Annotated in this window: 19 protein-coding genes; 9 read left to right on the top strand and 10 right to left on the bottom strand. The window is 62.7% G+C overall.

Translation table 11 applies throughout. The features are described from left to right. Positions 1-37 precede the first annotated feature (37 nt). Positions 38-1,468, bottom strand: coding sequence for an FAD-dependent oxidoreductase (locus IM737_RS15240; protein ID WP_236895227.1), 1,431 nt, complete (start codon positions 1,466-1,468; stop codon positions 38-40). 218 nt (positions 1,469-1,686) lie between these two features. Here IM737_RS15240 and rpmH point away from each other — a divergent pair, with 218 nt between their 5' ends. From rpmH to yihA, 4 genes are all read left to right on the top strand, one after another. Continuing rightward, positions 1,687-1,821, top strand: coding sequence for a 50S ribosomal protein L34 (gene rpmH / locus IM737_RS15235; RefSeq protein WP_046136922.1), 135 nt, complete (start codon positions 1,687-1,689; stop codon positions 1,819-1,821). 23 nt (positions 1,822-1,844) lie between these two features. Further along, on the top strand, positions 1,845-2,240 hold the full coding sequence (gene rnpA / locus IM737_RS15230) for a ribonuclease P protein component (RefSeq protein ID WP_236895225.1): 396 nt from the start codon (positions 1,845-1,847) through the stop codon (positions 2,238-2,240). Then, complete coding sequence (gene yidC, locus IM737_RS15225) at positions 2,240-4,078, top strand: membrane protein insertase YidC (RefSeq protein ID WP_236895223.1); 1,839 nt, start codon at positions 2,240-2,242, stop codon at positions 4,076-4,078. Before rnpA ends, yidC begins: the two co-directional genes overlap by 1 nt. Before the next feature lie 75 nt (positions 4,079-4,153). Beyond that, complete coding sequence (gene yihA / locus IM737_RS15220; RefSeq protein ID WP_236895221.1) at positions 4,154-4,798, top strand: ribosome biogenesis GTP-binding protein YihA/YsxC; 645 nt, start codon at positions 4,154-4,156, stop codon at positions 4,796-4,798. Positions 4,799-4,803: 5 nt separating this feature from the next. Here yihA and IM737_RS15215 read toward each other — a convergent pair whose 3' ends face one another. Next, positions 4,804-5,199, bottom strand: a complete 396-nt coding sequence (locus IM737_RS15215; RefSeq protein ID WP_236895219.1) for a DUF1801 domain-containing protein — start codon at positions 5,197-5,199, stop codon at positions 4,804-4,806. A gap of 1 nt (position 5,200) precedes the next feature. After that, positions 5,201-5,908: a glutamine amidotransferase-related protein gene (locus IM737_RS15210; RefSeq protein WP_236895218.1), complete on the bottom strand. Its 708-nt coding sequence runs from the start codon at positions 5,906-5,908 to the stop codon at positions 5,201-5,203. Between the two features lie 77 nt (positions 5,909-5,985). Between IM737_RS15210 and IM737_RS15205 the strand changes: the two genes are divergently transcribed. Beyond that, the gene (locus tag IM737_RS15205) at positions 5,986-6,774 is read left to right on the top strand and encodes a carbon-nitrogen hydrolase family protein (RefSeq protein WP_236895209.1); all 789 of its coding nucleotides are present in this window, start codon (positions 5,986-5,988) and stop codon (positions 6,772-6,774) included. On the opposite strand, the gene msrB is transcribed toward IM737_RS15205, so the two are convergent. From msrB to IM737_RS15185, 4 genes are all read right to left on the bottom strand, one after another. Then, on the bottom strand, positions 6,761-7,252 hold the full coding sequence (gene msrB / locus IM737_RS15200) for a peptide-methionine (R)-S-oxide reductase MsrB (protein WP_236899940.1): 492 nt from the start codon (positions 7,250-7,252) through the stop codon (positions 6,761-6,763). The two genes, IM737_RS15205 and msrB, sit on opposite strands and share 14 nt — an antisense overlap. Before the next feature lie 217 nt (positions 7,253-7,469). Further along, entirely contained in the window at positions 7,470-8,036 is a 567-nt protein-coding gene (locus IM737_RS15195; RefSeq protein ID WP_442874140.1) for a fasciclin domain-containing protein, read from the bottom strand. Between the two features lie 260 nt (positions 8,037-8,296). After that, the gene (locus IM737_RS15190) at positions 8,297-9,025 is read right to left on the bottom strand and encodes an anti-sigma factor (RefSeq protein WP_236895207.1); all 729 of its coding nucleotides are present in this window, start codon (positions 9,023-9,025) and stop codon (positions 8,297-8,299) included. After that, on the bottom strand, positions 9,022-9,576 hold the full coding sequence (locus IM737_RS15185; protein ID WP_236895205.1) for a sigma-70 family RNA polymerase sigma factor: 555 nt from the start codon (positions 9,574-9,576) through the stop codon (positions 9,022-9,024). The genes IM737_RS15190 and IM737_RS15185 overlap by 4 nt, the downstream gene beginning before the upstream one ends. 194 nt (positions 9,577-9,770) lie before the next feature. Between IM737_RS15185 and argB the strand changes: the two genes are divergently transcribed. Then, entirely contained in the window at positions 9,771-10,670 is a 900-nt protein-coding gene (argB, locus tag IM737_RS15180; protein ID WP_236895203.1) for an acetylglutamate kinase, read from the top strand. A gap of 56 nt (positions 10,671-10,726) precedes the next feature. Here the strand turns inward: argB and IM737_RS15175 are convergent, their stop codons facing one another. The 3 genes from IM737_RS15175 to IM737_RS15165 all read right to left on the bottom strand — a co-directional run bounded on the left by IM737_RS15175 (position 10,727) and on the right by IM737_RS15165 (position 13,366). Continuing rightward, entirely contained in the window at positions 10,727-12,220 is a 1,494-nt protein-coding gene (locus IM737_RS15175; RefSeq protein WP_236895201.1) for a DHA2 family efflux MFS transporter permease subunit, read from the bottom strand. A 14-nt stretch (positions 12,221-12,234) separates the two neighbouring features. Further along, a complete protein-coding gene (locus IM737_RS15170; RefSeq protein WP_236895199.1) occupies positions 12,235-12,837 on the bottom strand; it encodes a TetR/AcrR family transcriptional regulator in 603 nt (200 codons plus the stop codon). A 103-nt stretch (positions 12,838-12,940) separates the two neighbouring features. Next, complete coding sequence (locus IM737_RS15165) at positions 12,941-13,366, bottom strand: nitroreductase family deazaflavin-dependent oxidoreductase (RefSeq protein WP_236895197.1); 426 nt, start codon at positions 13,364-13,366, stop codon at positions 12,941-12,943. A 140-nt stretch (positions 13,367-13,506) separates the two neighbouring features. Between IM737_RS15165 and ilvA the strand changes: the two genes are divergently transcribed. From ilvA to IM737_RS15150, 3 genes are all read left to right on the top strand, one after another. After that, entirely contained in the window at positions 13,507-15,030 is a 1,524-nt protein-coding gene (ilvA, locus tag IM737_RS15160) for a threonine ammonia-lyase, biosynthetic (protein WP_236895195.1), read from the top strand. A gap of 187 nt (positions 15,031-15,217) precedes the next feature. Next, positions 15,218-16,468: a hypothetical protein gene (locus IM737_RS15155; protein ID WP_236895193.1), complete on the top strand. Its 1,251-nt coding sequence runs from the start codon at positions 15,218-15,220 to the stop codon at positions 16,466-16,468. 80 nt (positions 16,469-16,548) lie between these two features. Then, on the top strand, positions 16,549-17,253 hold the full coding sequence (locus tag IM737_RS15150; protein WP_236895191.1) for a pyrimidine 5'-nucleotidase: 705 nt from the start codon (positions 16,549-16,551) through the stop codon (positions 17,251-17,253). Positions 17,254-17,276: the final 23 nt, after the last annotated feature.

Raw genomic sequence — 17,276 nt, 5'->3', positions numbered from 1 at the left:
GGAAAGTCGGGCCGTTCGTAAGCCCCGGACCGTCGCATCAGGGCAGGAGTTTGCGCAAGGCTGCGCGGCGCTTCGCCCAGGCGGAGGGCGGACGCTGCGCCTGGAACTGCCGCCCCAGGTCGACGAGTATGGCGCAAAGGCTCGGCTCGGGCAGCGGCAGTGCGGCCAGTGCATCGGCCGTCAGCCCACGATCCATCGCCATGGCGACGAGCGCGATCACTTCGCCAGCCCCTGCCCCAACCACGCTGCACCCCAGGATCGTGCCATTGCGGGCGACGATCAGCTTGGCGGTGCCGGTTGCCACGCCCTGCGCGCGGGCAGCGTCGTTCTCGACAAAGCCGGCGCGGAGCACGATCTGTCCCTGGCGCAGGGGCGTGCCGGTTTCGGCCAGGCCGATCTGCGCCAGAGCGGGCCCAGTTGCCACCTGCAGCGGCACCCGTAGCGGATCGAGGCGCGCGCCGGGACTGATGGTCAGGCGGTCGAGCAGCATGTCGGCCTGGCGCACCGCGCGGTGGGGACGGCTTTCGCCTGCGGCACCGCCTATGGCGCAGATGCGGCCATTGGAGGTTTGGCAATTGGGCCCGACCAGCAGCTGATCGGCCTGCACACGAACACGCTTGAGCTTAGCCTTGTCGAGCAAAGCCGGGTCGAGATCAGGCATGCGGCCGAGTGCGACTAGGATATGGGAGACATCGAGCCCATCCTCGACGCCATCAGCGGTGCGGATGGTGACACCCGTACCCTGGCTGCGCGGCAGGATGGCCGTGACTTCCGCCCCATCGCGGATGTCGATGCCTTCCTCGCGCAGCGCCCGCAGCAGCATGGCGGCGGGCTCGGGATCGAACCCGGCAAGCAATTGCCCCTGCGGCACCACGGTGACACCGGATCCCAGACGGCGGTAGGCCTGGGCCAGTTCGAGCGCCGTCGCATCGCCACCGATCACCACCAAGTGGCTGAGCTTGCGGACGTTGGAGAGGATCGTATCAACCGTGAAATAGGGCACTTGATCGAGCCCGGGCAGCGGGGGCACGATTGGGGCGGCGCCGGTGGCTAGCACGAACTGGCCGGCGCGGATCACCGCATCGCCCACCTTGAGCGTACGCCGATCGCTGAAGCTGGCGGCGCCAGCCAAGATGTTGACGCCAAGCGCCGCTAAACGCTCGGCAGAATCGCGCGGCGTGGCCGCGTCGGCCGTGGCAGCCGCGTGTTCGGCAATTGCGCGGAAATTGGGCTTGGGCTCGACGGTGTCGAGGCCAACGGTTCCAGCGGTGCGGATTGCCTGAGCGCGTTCGGCGCTGGCCATGAAGGCGGCACGATGCAGGCTGCCCTGCCGGGGATCGCCGGCCTCGCCGCTTCGGCGTTCCACCAGCACCACGTCCAGACCACGCTGGCGCGCCTTGATGGCAAGGCCGATGCCGAGTTCGCCGCCGCCGATGACGCACAGATCGGGTTTGAGTATGTCCGCCATTACCGCCACGGCACGAAATGCAACTGTCAGGACTTATGGGGCGATATGCGCGCGAAAACAACAGTCATACATCTGGTCTGGCGCGTTGACTTGGCCACGAGTTTTCCCTATAGACCCCACCAACCCGCACCGTGGGCGCCTGGCGCTTGATGTGTGTCTGAAATTCCTGCTGATGCAGAGCCAAATAAGAGGAACCGTGCCCGGCGCGGTTTGATGTCATGAAGCGTACTTACCAGCCGTCCCAGCTCGTGCGTGCCCGCCGTCACGGTTTCCGTGCCCGTATGGCCACCAAGGACGGTCGTGCGATCATCAACAAGCGCCGCCGCGACGGCCGCAAGAAGCTCACGGCCTAAGGCCGCCTGGCCGTATGACGGCCATGGAGAGCAAGCCTGGCGCGCTGCGCCGGCTGACCAAGCGGAGCCAGTTTCAACGGGCCGCCCGGGGCAATCGCGCCGGGCGTTCTGCGTTTGGGCTGCAGGCTATCGCCGCAGCTGATGCGCCGGAAGCGGGCATTGGCTTTACCGTCACCAAGAAGACGGGCAATTCCCCCGAGCGCAACCGCATAAAGCGTCGCCTTCGCGCGGCTGTGACAGCATGTTCGCGTGACTTTGTCCCCGCTCATGACTATGTGCTGGTCGGACGGCGCGAAGCGCTGACAGAACCCTTTACCAAGCTGGTTGCCGATCTAGGCGCGTTGATCACCAAGGTGCACGCAACCCGATCAGCCGATCAGCGCAATGCTTCCGGCCGCGGCCCACGGAAAACGAGATAATGGAAAACAATCGCAACATCATCCTGGCCATCGTGCTCAGCATGATCGTGCTGTTCGGCTGGCAGTTCTTCGTGGCGGGACCGCAGATGGAACGGGCCCAGCAGCAGGCCCAGATCGCTGCCGAGCAGCAGGCGGCCGCCGATGCGGCGCTGGCGACACCGACGACGCCCGCCACCGCTGGCGAGGCTGCCGCGACGCCAGCTGCCGCCACTGGCCAGACCTTTGCCACACGCGATGAAGCAATTGCCGCGACGAGCCGCGTCTCCATCAATACCGAGGACCTCGAGGGCTCGATCAACCTGACCGGTGCCCGCATCGACGATCTGCGTCTCAAGCAGTATCGCGAGACGGTCGATCCGGAATCGCCGATCATCACGCTGCTGACGCCGGCCGGCGTCGCCAACTCCTACTTCGCCGAAGAAGGCTGGGTACCGGTATCGGGCAACCAGATCGCCGTGCCGACCGCGCAGACGGTCTGGGCAGTAGAAGGCGGCAATGCCGCACTGACAGCGACCACGCCGGTGACCCTGGTCTGGGACAATGGCGCGGGCCTTACTTTCCGCCGCACCATTTCGGTCGACGAGCATTATCTGTTCACGATCAAGCAGACGATCGAGAACCAGACCGGCGGCGATGTCGCGCTTTATCCCTATGCGCGCGTCATCCGCTACAACACGCCCCATGTCGCCAATTTCTTCATCCAGCATGAAGGCCCGCATGGCGTGCTGGGGTCGAATAACCTCGTCTCCAAGAAGTATGCCGACCTGCAGAAGGAAGGCCAGGCCACCTACGAGAACACTTCGGGCTGGCTCGGCTTCTCGGACAAATACTGGGCCACGGCCGTCATGCCGCCCGCCGGCACCGCGCTCAATGCGCGCTTCAGCTGGGCCAATACGGCAGGCTATGACGACTACCAGACCTCCTATGTCGAAACGGCGCCGCTCGTTGTCGCCGCCGGCGCCACCGCCGAGCGCGAGAGCTATCTGTTTGCCGGCGCCAAGGAAGAAGCCGTCATCACGGCCTACCAGAACCAGTATGGCTTCGATCGTATCGAGCTGCTGATTGATTGGGGCTGGCTGAGCTTCATCACCAAGCCGATGTACTACCTGCTGACATTCCTCAACGGCATCATCGGAAATTTCGGCCTCGCAGTCTTGGCCGTGACCGTCATCGTCAAGGCGATCTTCTTCCCGCTGGCCAACCGTTCCTATGCCTCGATGGCTGCGATGCGCCGCGTGCAGCCGGAAATGAAGTCGATCCAGGAGCGTCTCAAGGACGATCGGCCTGCCCAGCAGCAGGCGATGATGGAGCTCTACAAGAAAGAGAAGATCAACCCGCTCTCCGGATGCTGGCCGATCCTGATCCAGATCCCGGTCTTCTTTGCGCTCTATACCGTTATCTTCATCAGCCTCGATATGCGCCATGCGCCGTTCTTCGGCTGGATCCAGGATCTGGCAGCGCCCGATCCGACCAATATCTTCACGCTGTTCGGCCTGATCCCGTGGACGCCGACCGCCCTGCCGGTCATCGGCAGCTTCCTCCACCTTGGCGTGTGGCCTGTCATCATGGGCATCACCATGTGGGTGCAGATGAAGCTCAACCCGCCGCCGCCGGATCCGACCCAGGCGATGATCTTCAACTGGATGCCCATCATCTTTACCTTCATGCTGGGCACCTTCCCGGCGGGTCTGGTGATCTACTGGGCCTGGAACAACACGCTGTCGGTCACCCAGCAGTATTTCATCATGAAGCGCCATGGCGCCGAGGTGAACCTGTTCGGCAACATCATGGACAGCTTCAAGCGCAAGCCCAAGGCGGCCGAGCCGACCAAGTCGTAATCGCTTTCATCGGCGAGAAATGCTACTGCCCGCCGGAACCAACCGGCGGGCTTATCTTTTGAAGCGAGCACTACCATGAGCGAGATCGATTACGCCCCCGACATGATCGAGCGCGGCCGCCTGATGTTTGCGCGGCCGTTCCTGTTCGTCAAAGGCTGCGTGCGCATCGCGGACCTGCCGCCGATGGACCGCGTTGAGATTTCCTTTGCCGGTCGTTCCAATGTGGGTAAATCGAGCCTGATCAACGCGCTTTGCGGCACTTCGGCCCTCGCCCGAACCTCGAACACGCCTGGCCGGACGCAGGAGCTCAACATCTTCGAGAGCCAGAGCGAGCCACTCCGCATCGTCGATATGCCTGGCTATGGCTATGCCAAGGCGCCCGAGGACAAGGTGCGGCAGTGGACCAAGCTGATCCATCAGTATCTCACCGGCCGCGCCACCCTGCGCCGCGTCTATGTGCTGGTCGATGGCCGCCACGGCCCCAAGGACAATGACCTCACCGTCATGAACGAGCTCGACAAGTCCGCCGTGAGCTACCAGGTCGTCCTGACCAAGTCCGACAAGCCGTCGGCCGAAGACCTGACCAAGGTCATCGCGGCCACCAAGGCTGCGATCGCAAAGCGTCCGGCTGCGCATCCGCACGTGATCCTGACCTCATCGCTCAAGGGCGAAGGCCTGCGCGAGCTGCGCACCGAAATCGCAATGCTGCTGGAGAGCTGAGCCCCTTACCGCGTCGTACAGGCCACCCAGCGCCGCAGCACATCACACAATGGCGCAGCCTTGGCGTCGAGATCGTCGGCATCCCTGAACGTCACCACCCCACGATCGGGTGCGGCCCAGCTCAGCAGCTTGTCGGGATCCTCGAAGCGGAAGAAATCATCGGCCGCAGCCTTGGCGCCCCGATGCAGGATCAGCTGCAGCCGATCGCCGGGATGGATGCGCATGGTGATGCGATCATCATCGCCCAGGCCGAAGCTCGGGGCGTTCCACTTGATGCGCTCGACGAGACCGGGAACGGCGTCGAGGATCACGCGGCGCAACCGTTCGATATCAGACTTGCGCGCGTGCTGAAGCGTGTCGAGGTATTCGTCGACCGCACTGAGCTTTTCCGCCACCGCCATGTCAGCGCCCCCTGAAGAACTGCCCGATATATCCAGCAACGTCGCCACTATGCGACGGCTTGGCAATCGAGGCCAGCGCAGTGTCCACGACTTCGTCGGGTGCTTTTCCACGCCTTAACTCGGCCAGTGCAATCGTATAGTCGTCGGCAAATTCTGGGTGCGGCTGAAAGCTTAGCGCCGCGCCATTGCGATAGGCCAGTCCCGCATTGGGCGTGAATTCGGATGACAGGATCACGTCGGCCTCGGCAGGCGGCACGATGACCTGATCCTGGTGCGAACAGGCGACGGCCAGCTCGATCGGGGCTTTGCGCATGAAATCGGGCCGGCCCTTCACGCCATAGGTGTGGCGGCCCAGGCCCCAGCCCTTCTCAGACTTGCGCACATCGCCACCCAGCGCATCGCCCATGATCTGGTGGCCAAAGCAGACACCCAGCATGGGCGTACGCTTGCCATAGGCATCGCGGATGAAGGCGCGCAGCGGGTTCATCCAGGGCAGGTCGTCATAAACGCCGGCCGCCGAGCCGGTAATGACGATACCCTCGAGCTGACCAGGATCGGGAAAGGGCTCGCCGTCCGATACGGCCACCATGTCGTAGGAGAAGCCCTGCCCGGTGCCGTCGAACATGGTCTCGAACATTTTCCGATAGGGCCCGAACTGGCTGCGCAGCGCAACGGGCACGTCGCCGGTCTGGATGATGGTGAGTTTCATGGGACTGCCCAGGCTGGACTTTATCGGGACGAGATATCGACAATGCGCGCAACAGAATCAATCGCCTTGAGGCTCGCATGGCCGAAACTACCCGCATAGCCGTCGTGCAGAGCCGGATTGAACGGGACATTGCCAGCAACGGCGCACATATCCGCGCCATGCTCGACCGCGCGGCTGCCCAGGGCGCAGATGTCGCGCTGTTTCCAGAAGGCGCGCTATCGGGATATGCCAAGGCGCAGGTGCAGGACTGGGCCCAGATCGACTGGGATAGGCTCGCGACCGAGCAGGCGCTGATCCGGAGCTACGCGGCCGGGTTGGGGATAATCGCGGTGGTTGGGTCGGCCACACCACTGAAGAACAGGCGACCGCATAACAGCCTGCATGTGTTGCCGACCGCTATCCGCTACGACAAACGGTTGCTGTCCTATTCAGAGGTTTCGGACTGGTACTCGCCGGGTTTCGAACCGCGGACATTTGCCCAGCACGGTTTTTCCTTCGGCCTCACGCTCTGCATCGAAATGCAGTTTCCCGAATTATTCGCGGGCTATGAAGCGCTTGGCGTCGACTGCGTCCTGCACGCCATTTATGGCATGGGCCCGGTGGGCGACATCATCCTGCGCGGCCATGCGGCGACCACCTGCCTGTGGATCGCTGCCGCCACCTGCGCCAATGCCGATACGCCCGCCTCCGGTATCATCGGCCCGGATGGACAATGGCTGGCGCGTTGCGGTGCGGGTATCGACATCGCCGTGGCCGATCTCGATCGCGCCGATCCCACGCTCGATATCGCGCTCAACAAGGCGCGGCCCTGGCGCCGGGTGGCGCGCGAGGGCCGCATCTATCGTGATGCGATCAGGCCGGAATGAACTGCAGCGATACGCCGTTGATGCAGTAGCGCAGGCCGGTCGGTGCCGGGCCGTCTTCGAACACATGGCCTTGGTGACCACCGCAATTGCTGCAATGAACTTCGGTACGGGTCATGCCGAAAGCGCTGTCCACGCTGGTGCCGATGGCGCCATCGATGAAGGTATAAAAGCTTGGCCAGCCGGTGCCGCTGTCGAACTTGGTCTCAGAGGCAAACAGCCTCTGATCACAACCCGCGCAGGCAAAGGTGCCGTTGCCATGCTCGTCATTGAGCGGCGAGGTGAACGGCCGCTCGGTGCCTTCGTGGCGCAGCACGTCATAGGCCTCCGGCGAGAGCTTGGCCTTCCACTCTTCGTCGGTCAGCTTGTAAGGGAAATCACCTTCTGCGGCGCGGGCGATGCCCATCGGCCGGAAATAGGCGAACGCTGCCAGGGCAGTCAGGGCGGTACCGCCCAAGAGGACATTGCGACGATCGAGGATCATTTGTCTTCCCTTTCAGCAGAGACCCCACGCCCGGGCTGCGGGAGGGACGCAGCACGTGACGCGGGGCTGATTTGACGACCTTTGACCTGGCTTAGGCAAGGCCAAAGGCGTCAAGTGTTGGTGAGGACCCACGGAGCTCGGATGTGGGTCCTCTCGAAGTGCCATTCGCATGGCACGTCGTTTGGTTACATCGCTGGCCGAACGGCCAGCTTTGTTACATTGCCGACTTGGGCGTCAGGACAGCGTCGATCACGTGGATGACGCCGTTCGACTGGATCACGTCGGCGATGGTCACGTTGGCAACGGTGCCGTTTTCGTCGGTCACGGTGACCTTGCCATCAGCGGCCTTGAGGGTCAGCTTGCAGCCGCCGACGGTGTCGACAACATGCTCGCCGCCATCAGCTTCAACCATACCGACGATGTCGGTCGACAGGGCCTTGGCCGGGATCACGTGGCAAGCCAGGATCGTCGACAGCATTTCCTTGTTCTCTGGCTTCAGCAGGGTTTCGACAGTGCCAGCCGGCAGGGCGTCGAAGGCAGCATTGACAGGAGCCAGAACGGTGAACGGACCAGGGCCCGACAGGGTTTCGACCAGGCCAGCAGCCTGAACGGCGGCAACCAACGTGGTGTGGTCAGCCGAGTTCACGGCGTTTTCGATGATGTTCTTGTCGGCGAACATGGCAGCGCCGCCAACTTCAGGGTTTTCCTGAGCGTAAACGGCGGCGCCCGAGAGAGCGGAGACCGAGAGCATGGCGGCAAGGGTAAGAGCGCGGAAATTCATTTGATTGTTCCTTCCTGTGTTTCGTTCCCCTTATCGGCGGGGACATGCGAAGGAACGGGACCTTGTTCAGCGAAGTTTCAGGATAGTGCGAAAAATCTAAAAATAATTCGGCGCACGCCCCGCAATCCAAAAAAGCATCATATTTCAAAGAATTTGCCACCGATCTTTTCAGATCGATGACAAATACTTTGTAGCTATGAAATTTTTCTTGGAACAGCTGAAACTAAATTTTGCGGCAACGCGTTATTGCCTCTTCGCCGTCAGATAGCCATAGCCTTACCCAAGGCGACGATTGGTCCCTGTGCAACACCGGTGGGCGAGCCACCCGCCTGCTCCAGCGTCACCGCCAGCACCGTGCCGGGCCCGATCTTGGCCTGAGTCTCTGCATCGAGCGGAATCTCAAGCCGTTGATCGACCGGTACAACGCCCATCGACACGGCCGGCTGGTCGGCATTGATATACCAGAGTTCATAGTCCTTCTGCGGCACGGCGGTGCCGGCGAGCGAGACGATGCGCACCTGGCTCTGGGCCGTGTCGTAGAATGCCACGAATTCCACGCCACTGCCTTCCTGCGACTGCAGCGCGGCAACCAGTTGCACGGCCATCTGGTCGGCGTCGAAGCGCGGCGTCATCAGGTTGAAGCCGACAGCCACCGCAGCGACAGCCAGCGCACCGGCAGCGATGCCGCGCCAGACCATGAGCGACTCCCAGAACGAAGCCGCAGGCCGACCGGCCTTGACCACGTCGCCAAAGGCCCGTGCCTCGATGGAGGCATAGAGATGAGGGGGAACAGGGGTTTCCTCAAATTCGGCATTGAGAGCGGCGAAGCGAGAGACCCAGAAGTCACGCTCGGCGCGCAGCGTCTGGCTGTCTTCGATAAGGCGGCCGACACGATCATGCTCGGCGCTCGACAACAGGCCAAGCACATATTCGGCAACCAGCGCATTGCGCCCGCCAAAATCCTCGCCGCTGTCATCGCTCGTGCTCATGCCGTCAGACAATCTTTCAATTTCAACAGGCTGCGTCGCAGCCAGGTTCGCATCGTATTCAAAGGCACGGCGTAGCGGCTGGCCAGTTCCTCGTAGCTATAGCCATCGAGGTAGGCACCGCGCACGGCGTCGGCACGATCGGGTTCGAGCGTGCCCAGGCAGTGCTCGATGCGGCCACGTTCGTCGCTGTCTTCGGCCGCCCGTTCCGGGCTGGGGCCGCTGTCAGGCACTTCGAGCGCCACATCGATATCGTCCGCCTGCGGCCGGCGAGCCCTCAGGATGTCGAGCGAATGGTTTCGCGCGACGGCGACGAGCCAGCTTATCGGGCTGGTACTGCCGGCTACATAGCGGTCGGCGCGTTGCCAGACCTTCACATAGACTTCCTGGATGGCCTCTTCGGCTTCCGAGCGGTCTTTTAAGATACGCAGAACCACCCCGAAGAGTTTCGCGCTGGTCCGCTCGTATAATGAACGAAATGCCGCACGGTCCCGAAGCGCGCAACGCGCGATGAGGTCGGCAATGTCCTGTGACGGAGTCTGCATCGTGGACATCGTTCTAGCCTGCCTCCCAACCCGTGCCTATCCCTCGCCCTTGCCCGGGCGATGTCCGGCATGCGTAGAACGCAGCAAATCGCCAGTCGGATCAATGGCCAATTCGATCACATCAGTCTTTTCCTTTGCACATTCATGCTCTAGACCCGTGACGGTCTTTTTTGCGCCGCTTTGCCTTGGGATTGGGCTTGTCCATGTCAGATCAAGATAATACCGACCGGTTCAGCCACGATGCCGGCATTCTCGCCCAGGCCCTGCCCTATATGCAGCGCTATGAGGGCAAGACCGTCGTGGTGAAATACGGCGGCCACGCCATGGGCGACCTCAAGCTCGGCCAGGCCTTTGCCCGTGATATCGCCCTGCTCAAGCAGAGCAAGGTCAATCCGATCGTGGTGCATGGAGGCGGGCCGCAGATCGCGTCCATGCTGGCCAAGCTGGGAATCGAATCCAAGTTCGAAGGCGGGCTGCGCGTCACCGACGCGCGGACCATGGAAGTGGTCGAGATGGTCCTGGCCGGCTCGATCAACAAGGAAATCGTAGCGCTGATCAATGCCGAGGGCGAATGGGCCATCGGCCTGTGCGGCAAGGACGGCAACATGGTCTTCGCCAAGAAGGCCGTGAAGATGGTCAAGGACCCGACCTCCAATATCGAGAAGGTGCTCGATCTGGGCTTTGTCGGCGAACCGGTCGAAGTCGACCGCACTCTGCTCGATCTTTTGGCCCGCTCCGAGATGATCCCGGTGATCGCCCCGGTCGCGCCGGGTCGCGATGGCAATACTTACAATATCAACGCCGATACCTTTGCCGGCGCCATTGCCGGCTCGCTCGGCGCCAAGCGCCTGCTGTTCCTGACCGACGTGCCCGGCGTGCTCGACAAGAACGGCAAGCTGATCCCCGAGCTTTCGGTCCGCGAAGCCAAGGAACTGATCGCCGACGGCACGATTTCCGGCGGTATGATCCCCAAGGTCGAGACCTGCCTTGAAGCGCTGGAAAACGGCGTCGAAGGCGTGGTCATCCTCAACGGCAAGTCACCGCATGTGGTACTGGTCGAACTGTTCACCGAGTTCGGTGCTGGCACGCTGATCGTGCGGTAGGTCCGAACTGCCTTCCAAATGAAAAGGACCGCCCATTGGGGCGGCCCTCTTTGCTTCTAGACCTCAACCAGCACCGGTTGTGCTGGTGGCCCGCCACGTTGCGGCTGGGTCGGCGGCTTCTTGAAGAACGGCGCCAGGATCAGGACCAGCGCAAAGCTCGCCACCATGTACCACAGCGCCAGGGCAGACGCTCCGGAGAAGGCAGCCTGCGGAGTCCCGCCGCTTGCAAAGCTGTTGCCGAGATTGCTGAAGAAGATTTCCCCGATGATGGCGATGCCCAGCGCACCACCCACCTGCTGGAAGGCCTGCAGCGCGCCCGAACCGGCGCCGGCATCGCGCGGCGGCACATTGGCCAGCACGAGCTGGAACAGCGACGAGAAGCCCAGGCCCAGCCCAATGCCCGCGATCAGCAGCGGCGGCAGGAACTGCCAGTGGTCGATGCTGTCGGTGACGCCGGCAATGTAGAAATGCAGCCAGCCGATGCCGAAGGACAGCAGCCCACCGGCCAGCGCCAGGCGACCGCGCAGGTAGCTGGAGCCAAACCGCCCGGCAATGGCCGAGGCGATCAGCACGCCCACAGAGAATGGCGTGTTGGTCAGGCCCGATTCCAGCGGCGTGAAACCGAAGCCGCCTTGCAGCAGCAGCGAGATCACCATGAACATGCCGGGGATGCCCGAGGCAAAGACGGTCACGACGAACGCGCCGAACATGAACTGACGGTTGGCGATGAGATCCATATTGAGCAGCTGCGGCTTGTTGTAGGCCGCACGGATGCTGGTCCAGATCACGAAAAGCACCAGCAGCACGATGCCGGCGGCGATCATGCCGTAGGTCCAGAGCGGCCAGCCATAGGCGCGGCCCTCGATGATGGGGAACACAATGGCAAGAATGCCGAGGCCGAACAGGCCGATGCCGACATAGTCGTTGCTGAGGCCGGAATGGCCGGGCAGGCGCGGGATGAGGAACCAGCCAGCGATCACGGCGGCAATGCCAATCGGGATATTGACCAAGAAGATCGGCTGCCAGGACATGCCGAACAGGTCCGCCGATATCAGGATGCCGCCCAAGATGGGCCCGCAGACTGCGGCGAGGCCTGCCGAGAGGCCGAACAGCGAGAAGGCCTGGCCGCGTTCATGTGGTGGGAAGGTGACGGTCGCGATGGCCAGCACCTGCGGCGTCATCATGGCGCCGGCCAGGCCCTGGATGACGCGGGCGACGATCAGGAATTCGATATTGGGTGCAAGACCGCACAGCGCCGAGGCCAGGGTGAAGCCGGCGACGCCCCAGAGGAACAGGGTGGTGCGCCCGACGATATCGCCAAGGCGGCCAAAGGGCAGCAGGCCCAGCGCGAAAGCCAGAATATAGGCGGCAATGACCCATTCGATCTGGCTGTCGGTAGCGCCCAGCCCATCGCGCATCGACGGCAAAGCGACATTGACGATGGTGACGTCAATCAGGTTCATGAAATTGGCGATCAGCAGGATGAACAGCGCCAACCAGCGGCGCGGGTCGGGCGCGGCTGTCGCTCCGGGGGAGGGGGTGTCGGACATGGATTGCCTCAGGATCAGAATTTGCGGAAAGCGCGGTCGAGTTCGAGCAGGATCTGTTCGAGCCGGTCACTGCGCGTGAGATTGGACTGGCGCCAGCAGTCGGACAGGGCGCCAGTGGTGATCAGGGCGGCCGCCTCGGGATCGAGGTCCGGCCGGAACGAGCCATCGGCTATGCCGAAGCGATAGATGTCGGTGAACTGGTTGCGCCAGAACTGGTGCAGCGGCGTGACGATCGCTGCGATGGCGCTATCTCTACGCGCCCGCTCGCCAAGTTCTGTCAGTACGATGATGAGCTCGGGCATATCCCGCACGGTCTCGCGGAAGTCGTCGAATTCGAGATGAAGCCGTTCCAGCGCCGACTTGCCCTCACGCGGGTGCTGCATCGCCTGGGCGTGAAAATCACGGCGGATGGATTCGGCGACGAGCGCCACCAGCGCTTCCTTGGACGGCACATGATAATGCAGCGTCGCAATGTTGATGCCGACGCGCTGCGCGATATCGCGCGTTCTAAGCCCTTCGAGCCCCTTCTCGACGATGATCGCCCGCGCCGCCGCCGCAATGGCCAGCCGCCGGTCATCACCGCTTTCGCGCTTGGGGTTGGATTGATCCAAGGTCATGGGCCGCCTCGTTTGCGAGGAGCCTATACGCCTGATCTGCGCATCAATCAATCATTTGATTGAGACATTGCAGCTATGCATTCTGGGCGCAGATCACACCGACTTAGTGCCGCGTCAATTCCACCACTGGAATGATCTCTCGCGTGGTCTTCTCCTCGTAGCCGGCGAACTGCGGGAAGCGGCGGGCCTGTTCGGCATAGATCGTATCGCGCTCGTCGCCCTCGACTACCCGCGCATGCACCCGAACCCGTTCGATGGTCGTGCCGTCGCCGACCTCGATCTCGATGTCAGGATGGGCCACCAGGTTATGGAACCAGGCCGGATTGTTTGGCGCCCCGCCATAGGATGCGAAGATGTAGATCGGACCGTCTTCGTCCTGTTGCAGATACATCAGGGGTGACAGGCGCTCGGCGCCGGATTTGGCACCCTTTGTATAGAGCAACAGCACGGGCGCGTCCTTGAAGTAGCCGCCCGGCTTGCCGCCACTCGTTTTGAAGTCGGCGATGACCTTTTCGTTGAAATCGCTCATGCTGCTGCCTCGCACTGCTATATCGTTAATCAACGATCATTCCACGCCGATGGTTGCGGGTCAATCAACCAGTCGACCCCCGGCCAGTTGACAAATCTGCCGCCGCGGCGTCCCTCCCGGACCAACACTGGAGTGCCGCCATGCAGGATTATGTCCGCCGCATCCTCACCTCGTCGGTCTATGAAGTGGCCGAGGAAACCCCGCTCGAAAAGATGAACTTGCTCTCGGCACGCCTCGGTGCCGAGGTGCTGCTCAAGCGCGAGGATATGCAGCCGGTCTTCTCGTTCAAGATTCGCGGCGCGCATAATCGCATCGCCCAGCTGACCGCAGAGGAACGTGCCCGCGGCGTCATCTGCGCTTCGGCGGGCAATCATGCCCAGGGTGTGGCGCTGTCCGCCACCCGGCTGGGCATGCACGCCGTCATCGTCATGCCGACGACCACACCTGTCATCAAGATCGGCGCCGTACGCCGGCTGGGCGGCGAGGTGGTGCTGTTCGGCGATGGCTTCGACGCCGCCCGCGCGCATGCGGCCGAACTGGCCGAAAAACACGGCTATGTCGTGGTCCACCCCTTCGACGATCCTGATGTCATTGCCGGCCAGGGCACCATCGGCATGGAGCTGCTGCGCCAGCATCCGGGCGAAATCGGCGCCATCTACATCCCCGTAGGTGGTGGTGGCCTCGCCGCCGGTATCGCCGCCTTCGTCAAGTTCCTGCGGCCCGAGATCAGGGTCATCGGCGTCGAGCCAGAGGAAGCCGCCAGCATGAAGGCGGCGATCGCGGCGGGCCATCCGGTGGCGCTCGACCAGGTGGGGCTATTTGCAGATGGCGTGGCCGTACGCCAGGTCGGCACGGAGACGTTCCGCATCTGCCGCGAATTGCTCGACGATATTGTCACCGTCACCGCCGACGAGATCTGCGCTGCCATCAAGGACATCTTCGATGACATGCGCGCCATTGCCGAACCGGCGGGCGCCCTGGCGTTGGCCGGTCTGCGCCGCCAAGTTGAGCTTGGCGAGGCCCCGCGTGGCGCCCTCATTGCCATAAACTCCGGCGCCAATGTCAATTTTGACCGGCTGCGCTATGTGGCTGAACGCGCAGAAATCGGCGAGCGCGCCGAGGCGCTGCTGGCGGTGGAAATCCCGGAACAACCGGGCAGCTATCGCGCCTTCATCCGGCTGCTCGGCCAACGCTCGATCACCGAGTTCAACTATCGCTTCGCCCATGGCGCCACGGCCAAGATTTTCGTCGGCGTCAAACTCAGTCGCGGCGACGCGGAAAAGCACGAGATCATCAGCCTGCTGCAGAATCACGGCCTCAGGGTCATCGACATGACCGACAACGAGGTGGCGAAGCTCCATGTCCGCTACATGGTCGGCGGGCGGGTCAACGACCTGGCCGACGAGACGGTCTATCGCTTCCAGTTTCCGGAGCGACCCGGCGCCCTGCTGAAATTCCTCGAGGGCCTCAACGACGAATGGAACATCTCGCTGTTTCATTATCGCAATCACGGCGCCGACTATGGCCGCGTGCTGGTCGGTGTACAGGTCCCGCCATCGACGCGCGCCGACTTCATCGCCCATATCGATGCTGTCGGCTTTCCTTATTGGGACGAGACCGACAATCCGGCCTACCGCCAGTTCCTCGACCATGAACGCGGCTGAACGGCGCCGTTCATCTGCGGTACATCGTTATGTCGCAATAAACCGCGAATAGAAATCAGGGCCGCGTTCTGGCCAGATTCTATTGCAATTCAAGGGACAAGGGGCCATCTGCGGGGGAGATGGGCTCCACTCTACTGTTCATTCCGCCTGCCCCGCCAAAGCAAGACAAACAAAGCCGGAGAAGACGATGACGATCACCAAAATTGCCACCACGATGCTGCTTGGCGGCGTCGCGACCGCCGTCATGATGGGCCAGGCCAATGCGCTCGAAGCGCAGGCATTCGCCGACCGCATCATCGAAGTCTACAAGACCATCGGCTACGACGTCACGCTGGGCGAAGCAACGCTCGACGGCGACACCATCACTATCGACGGCGGCAGCGTGACCATCGTCTCGACGCCTGAGGCGCCGATGGAGACCATGACCTTCGACACCGAGCTGACCTTCTCGGGCGTGACCGAGAATGCCGATGGCAGCTACATGGCTGAATCCCTGACCATTCCCGATATCGACACCGACTTCGCCGAAGAGCCGACCGGCCATGTCACCCTGTCCGACATCCGCGTTGACGGCTTCTACCTGCCAGCTGGCAGTCCGGTGCCGGCGATCGGCCTGATGCAGCTTTATGAAACTTTCTCGACCGGCCCCCTGTCGGTGACGCGCGATGGCGAAGAGGTCATCTCGATCGACTCTATCGAAGCCGGCTCCACCTTCAATCCGCAGCACGGCGCGACCGAGCTGACCGACGTGGCTTCGACCTTGGCGATCAGCGGCATCACCGCCGACCTGTCGACCGTCAGCGAGGAAGACCCTTCCGCCGGCGCCATCATCGAAGCCCTGGGCCTCACCTCCATCTCCGGCGACATCACCGGCGACTTCACCTGGTCGATGGCTGACGGTCGCATGACAGTCGGCGAAATGCTGTTCGACTTTGCCGATGTCGGCGCCCTTAACATCACTGCCGACATTTCGGGCTTCACCCCGGCCGTGCTCGACCAGATCTACGCCATGCAGGCCTCCATGAGCGGTGGCGGCGAGATGACCGAAGAGCAGTCGCAGGCCCAGATGATGCAGGGCATGGCCATCATGCAGGGCGTGTCGGTCATTGGCGCTTCGGTGCGCTATGACGATGCCGGCCTGGCGCCCAAGCTGCTCGACTTCTTCGCATCGTCCTCGGGCGCCGATCGCGCCACGTTCGTCGAAGGCCTCAAGGCCATGCTGCCTGGCGTGATCGCCGAGACCGGCATTCCGGAACTCAACGACGTCATCGTGCCGCCGGTTTCCGAATTCCTCGACGATCCGAAGAGCCTTGAAGTCAAGGTTGCCCCGCCGTCGCCGACCTCGGTGCTGGTGCTGATGGCCGCCGCTGCCAACCCGGCTGGGCTGATCTCGGCCCTCGGCTTTGCCGTGGAAGCCAATACGGCTGCTGCTGAGTGATATCTTTGGGAACGGCGCTACAGGCGCCGTTCCCAAACCCGTTACGTGAATCCTTCAGCATTTTGGCCTATATTGGCGGCATGAACGACCTTGCGCCGCCTGCCACTAGAAGCCTCAGCCACGTGACCGATTGGGTGTTTGACCTCGACAACACCCTCTATCCACGCACCTGCAACCTCTTCGCCCAGATCGATACGCGCATCACCAACTATGTGATGGACGTGACCCAGCTCGATTTCGATTCCGCCCGTAGCCTGCAGAAAACCTACTACCGCGACTATGGCACGACGCTGAACGGCCTGATGACGCGCCATGAGATCGATCCCGATCATTTCCTCACCAGCGTCCATGCCATCGACTACTCGCCGGTTATCGCCCACCCTGACCTGGTTGACACCATCCGCGCCCTGCCCGGCCGCAAGTTCATCCTGACCAATGGCGATGTCGGCCATGCCCGATCCGTGCTGCGCCAGCTTGGTGGCGACGACCTGTTCGAGCATGTCCACGATATCCGCGCCATGACCTACGTGCCCAAGCCGCACAAGGCGGCCTATGACGGTTTCTTTGCCCTGCACGGCATTGACCCCAGCCGTGCCGCCATGTTCGACGACCTCGAAAAGAATCTCGTCGTGCCGCATGAAGTGGGCATGACAACCGTGCAGGTGGTCGCCGCCGAAGACTATGCCCATGAGCAAGTGGAGGCCTGGGAACTGGGCCGCGCCGCCGGCCCGCATGTCCACCATGTGACGGATGATCTCGCCCGGTTCCTGCGCGAGCGGCCGTAGTGCCACGTCCTCGTGGTCGAGGC

The sequence above is a fragment of the Devosia sp. SL43 genome, from assembly GCF_021729885.1.
Taxonomy (GTDB): domain Bacteria; phylum Pseudomonadota; class Alphaproteobacteria; order Rhizobiales; family Devosiaceae; genus Devosia.
This window is presented reverse-complemented; position numbering and strand designations above follow the sequence as displayed.

Coding starts and splice junctions, on each gene's coding strand:
- IM737_RS15210 (WP_236895218.1), bottom strand. CDS start 5,908: ATGAAACTCACCATCATCCAGACCGGCGACGTGCCCGTTGCGCTGCGC.
- IM737_RS15165 (WP_236895197.1), bottom strand. CDS start 13,366: ATGAGCGATTTCAACGAAAAGGTCATCGCCGACTTCAAAACGAGTGGC.
- IM737_RS15170 (WP_236895199.1), bottom strand. CDS start 12,837: ATGACCTTGGATCAATCCAACCCCAAGCGCGAAAGCGGTGATGACCGG.
- IM737_RS15195 (WP_442874140.1), bottom strand. CDS start 8,036: ATGAATTTCCGCGCTCTTACCCTTGCCGCCATGCTCTCGGTCTCCGCT.
- IM737_RS15150 (WP_236895191.1), top strand. CDS start 16,549: ATGAACGACCTTGCGCCGCCTGCCACTAGAAGCCTCAGCCACGTGACC.
- yihA (WP_236895221.1), top strand. CDS start 4,154: ATGAGCGAGATCGATTACGCCCCCGACATGATCGAGCGCGGCCGCCTG.
- ilvA (WP_236895195.1), top strand. CDS start 13,507: ATGCAGGATTATGTCCGCCGCATCCTCACCTCGTCGGTCTATGAAGTG.
- IM737_RS15185 (WP_236895205.1), bottom strand. CDS start 9,576: ATGTCCACGATGCAGACTCCGTCACAGGACATTGCCGACCTCATCGCG.
- IM737_RS15155 (WP_236895193.1), top strand. CDS start 15,218: ATGACGATCACCAAAATTGCCACCACGATGCTGCTTGGCGGCGTCGCG.
- yidC (WP_236895223.1), top strand. CDS start 2,240: ATGGAAAACAATCGCAACATCATCCTGGCCATCGTGCTCAGCATGATC.
- IM737_RS15215 (WP_236895219.1), bottom strand. CDS start 5,199: ATGGCGGTGGCGGAAAAGCTCAGTGCGGTCGACGAATACCTCGACACG.
- argB (WP_236895203.1), top strand. CDS start 9,771: ATGTCAGATCAAGATAATACCGACCGGTTCAGCCACGATGCCGGCATT.
- IM737_RS15205 (WP_236895209.1), top strand. CDS start 5,986: ATGGCCGAAACTACCCGCATAGCCGTCGTGCAGAGCCGGATTGAACGG.
- rpmH (WP_046136922.1), top strand. CDS start 1,687: ATGAAGCGTACTTACCAGCCGTCCCAGCTCGTGCGTGCCCGCCGTCAC.
- IM737_RS15240 (WP_236895227.1), bottom strand. CDS start 1,468: ATGGCGGACATACTCAAACCCGATCTGTGCGTCATCGGCGGCGGCGAA.
- rnpA (WP_236895225.1), top strand. CDS start 1,845: ATGGAGAGCAAGCCTGGCGCGCTGCGCCGGCTGACCAAGCGGAGCCAG.
- IM737_RS15175 (WP_236895201.1), bottom strand. CDS start 12,220: ATGTCCGACACCCCCTCCCCCGGAGCGACAGCCGCGCCCGACCCGCGC.
- IM737_RS15190 (WP_236895207.1), bottom strand. CDS start 9,025: ATGAGCACGAGCGATGACAGCGGCGAGGATTTTGGCGGGCGCAATGCG.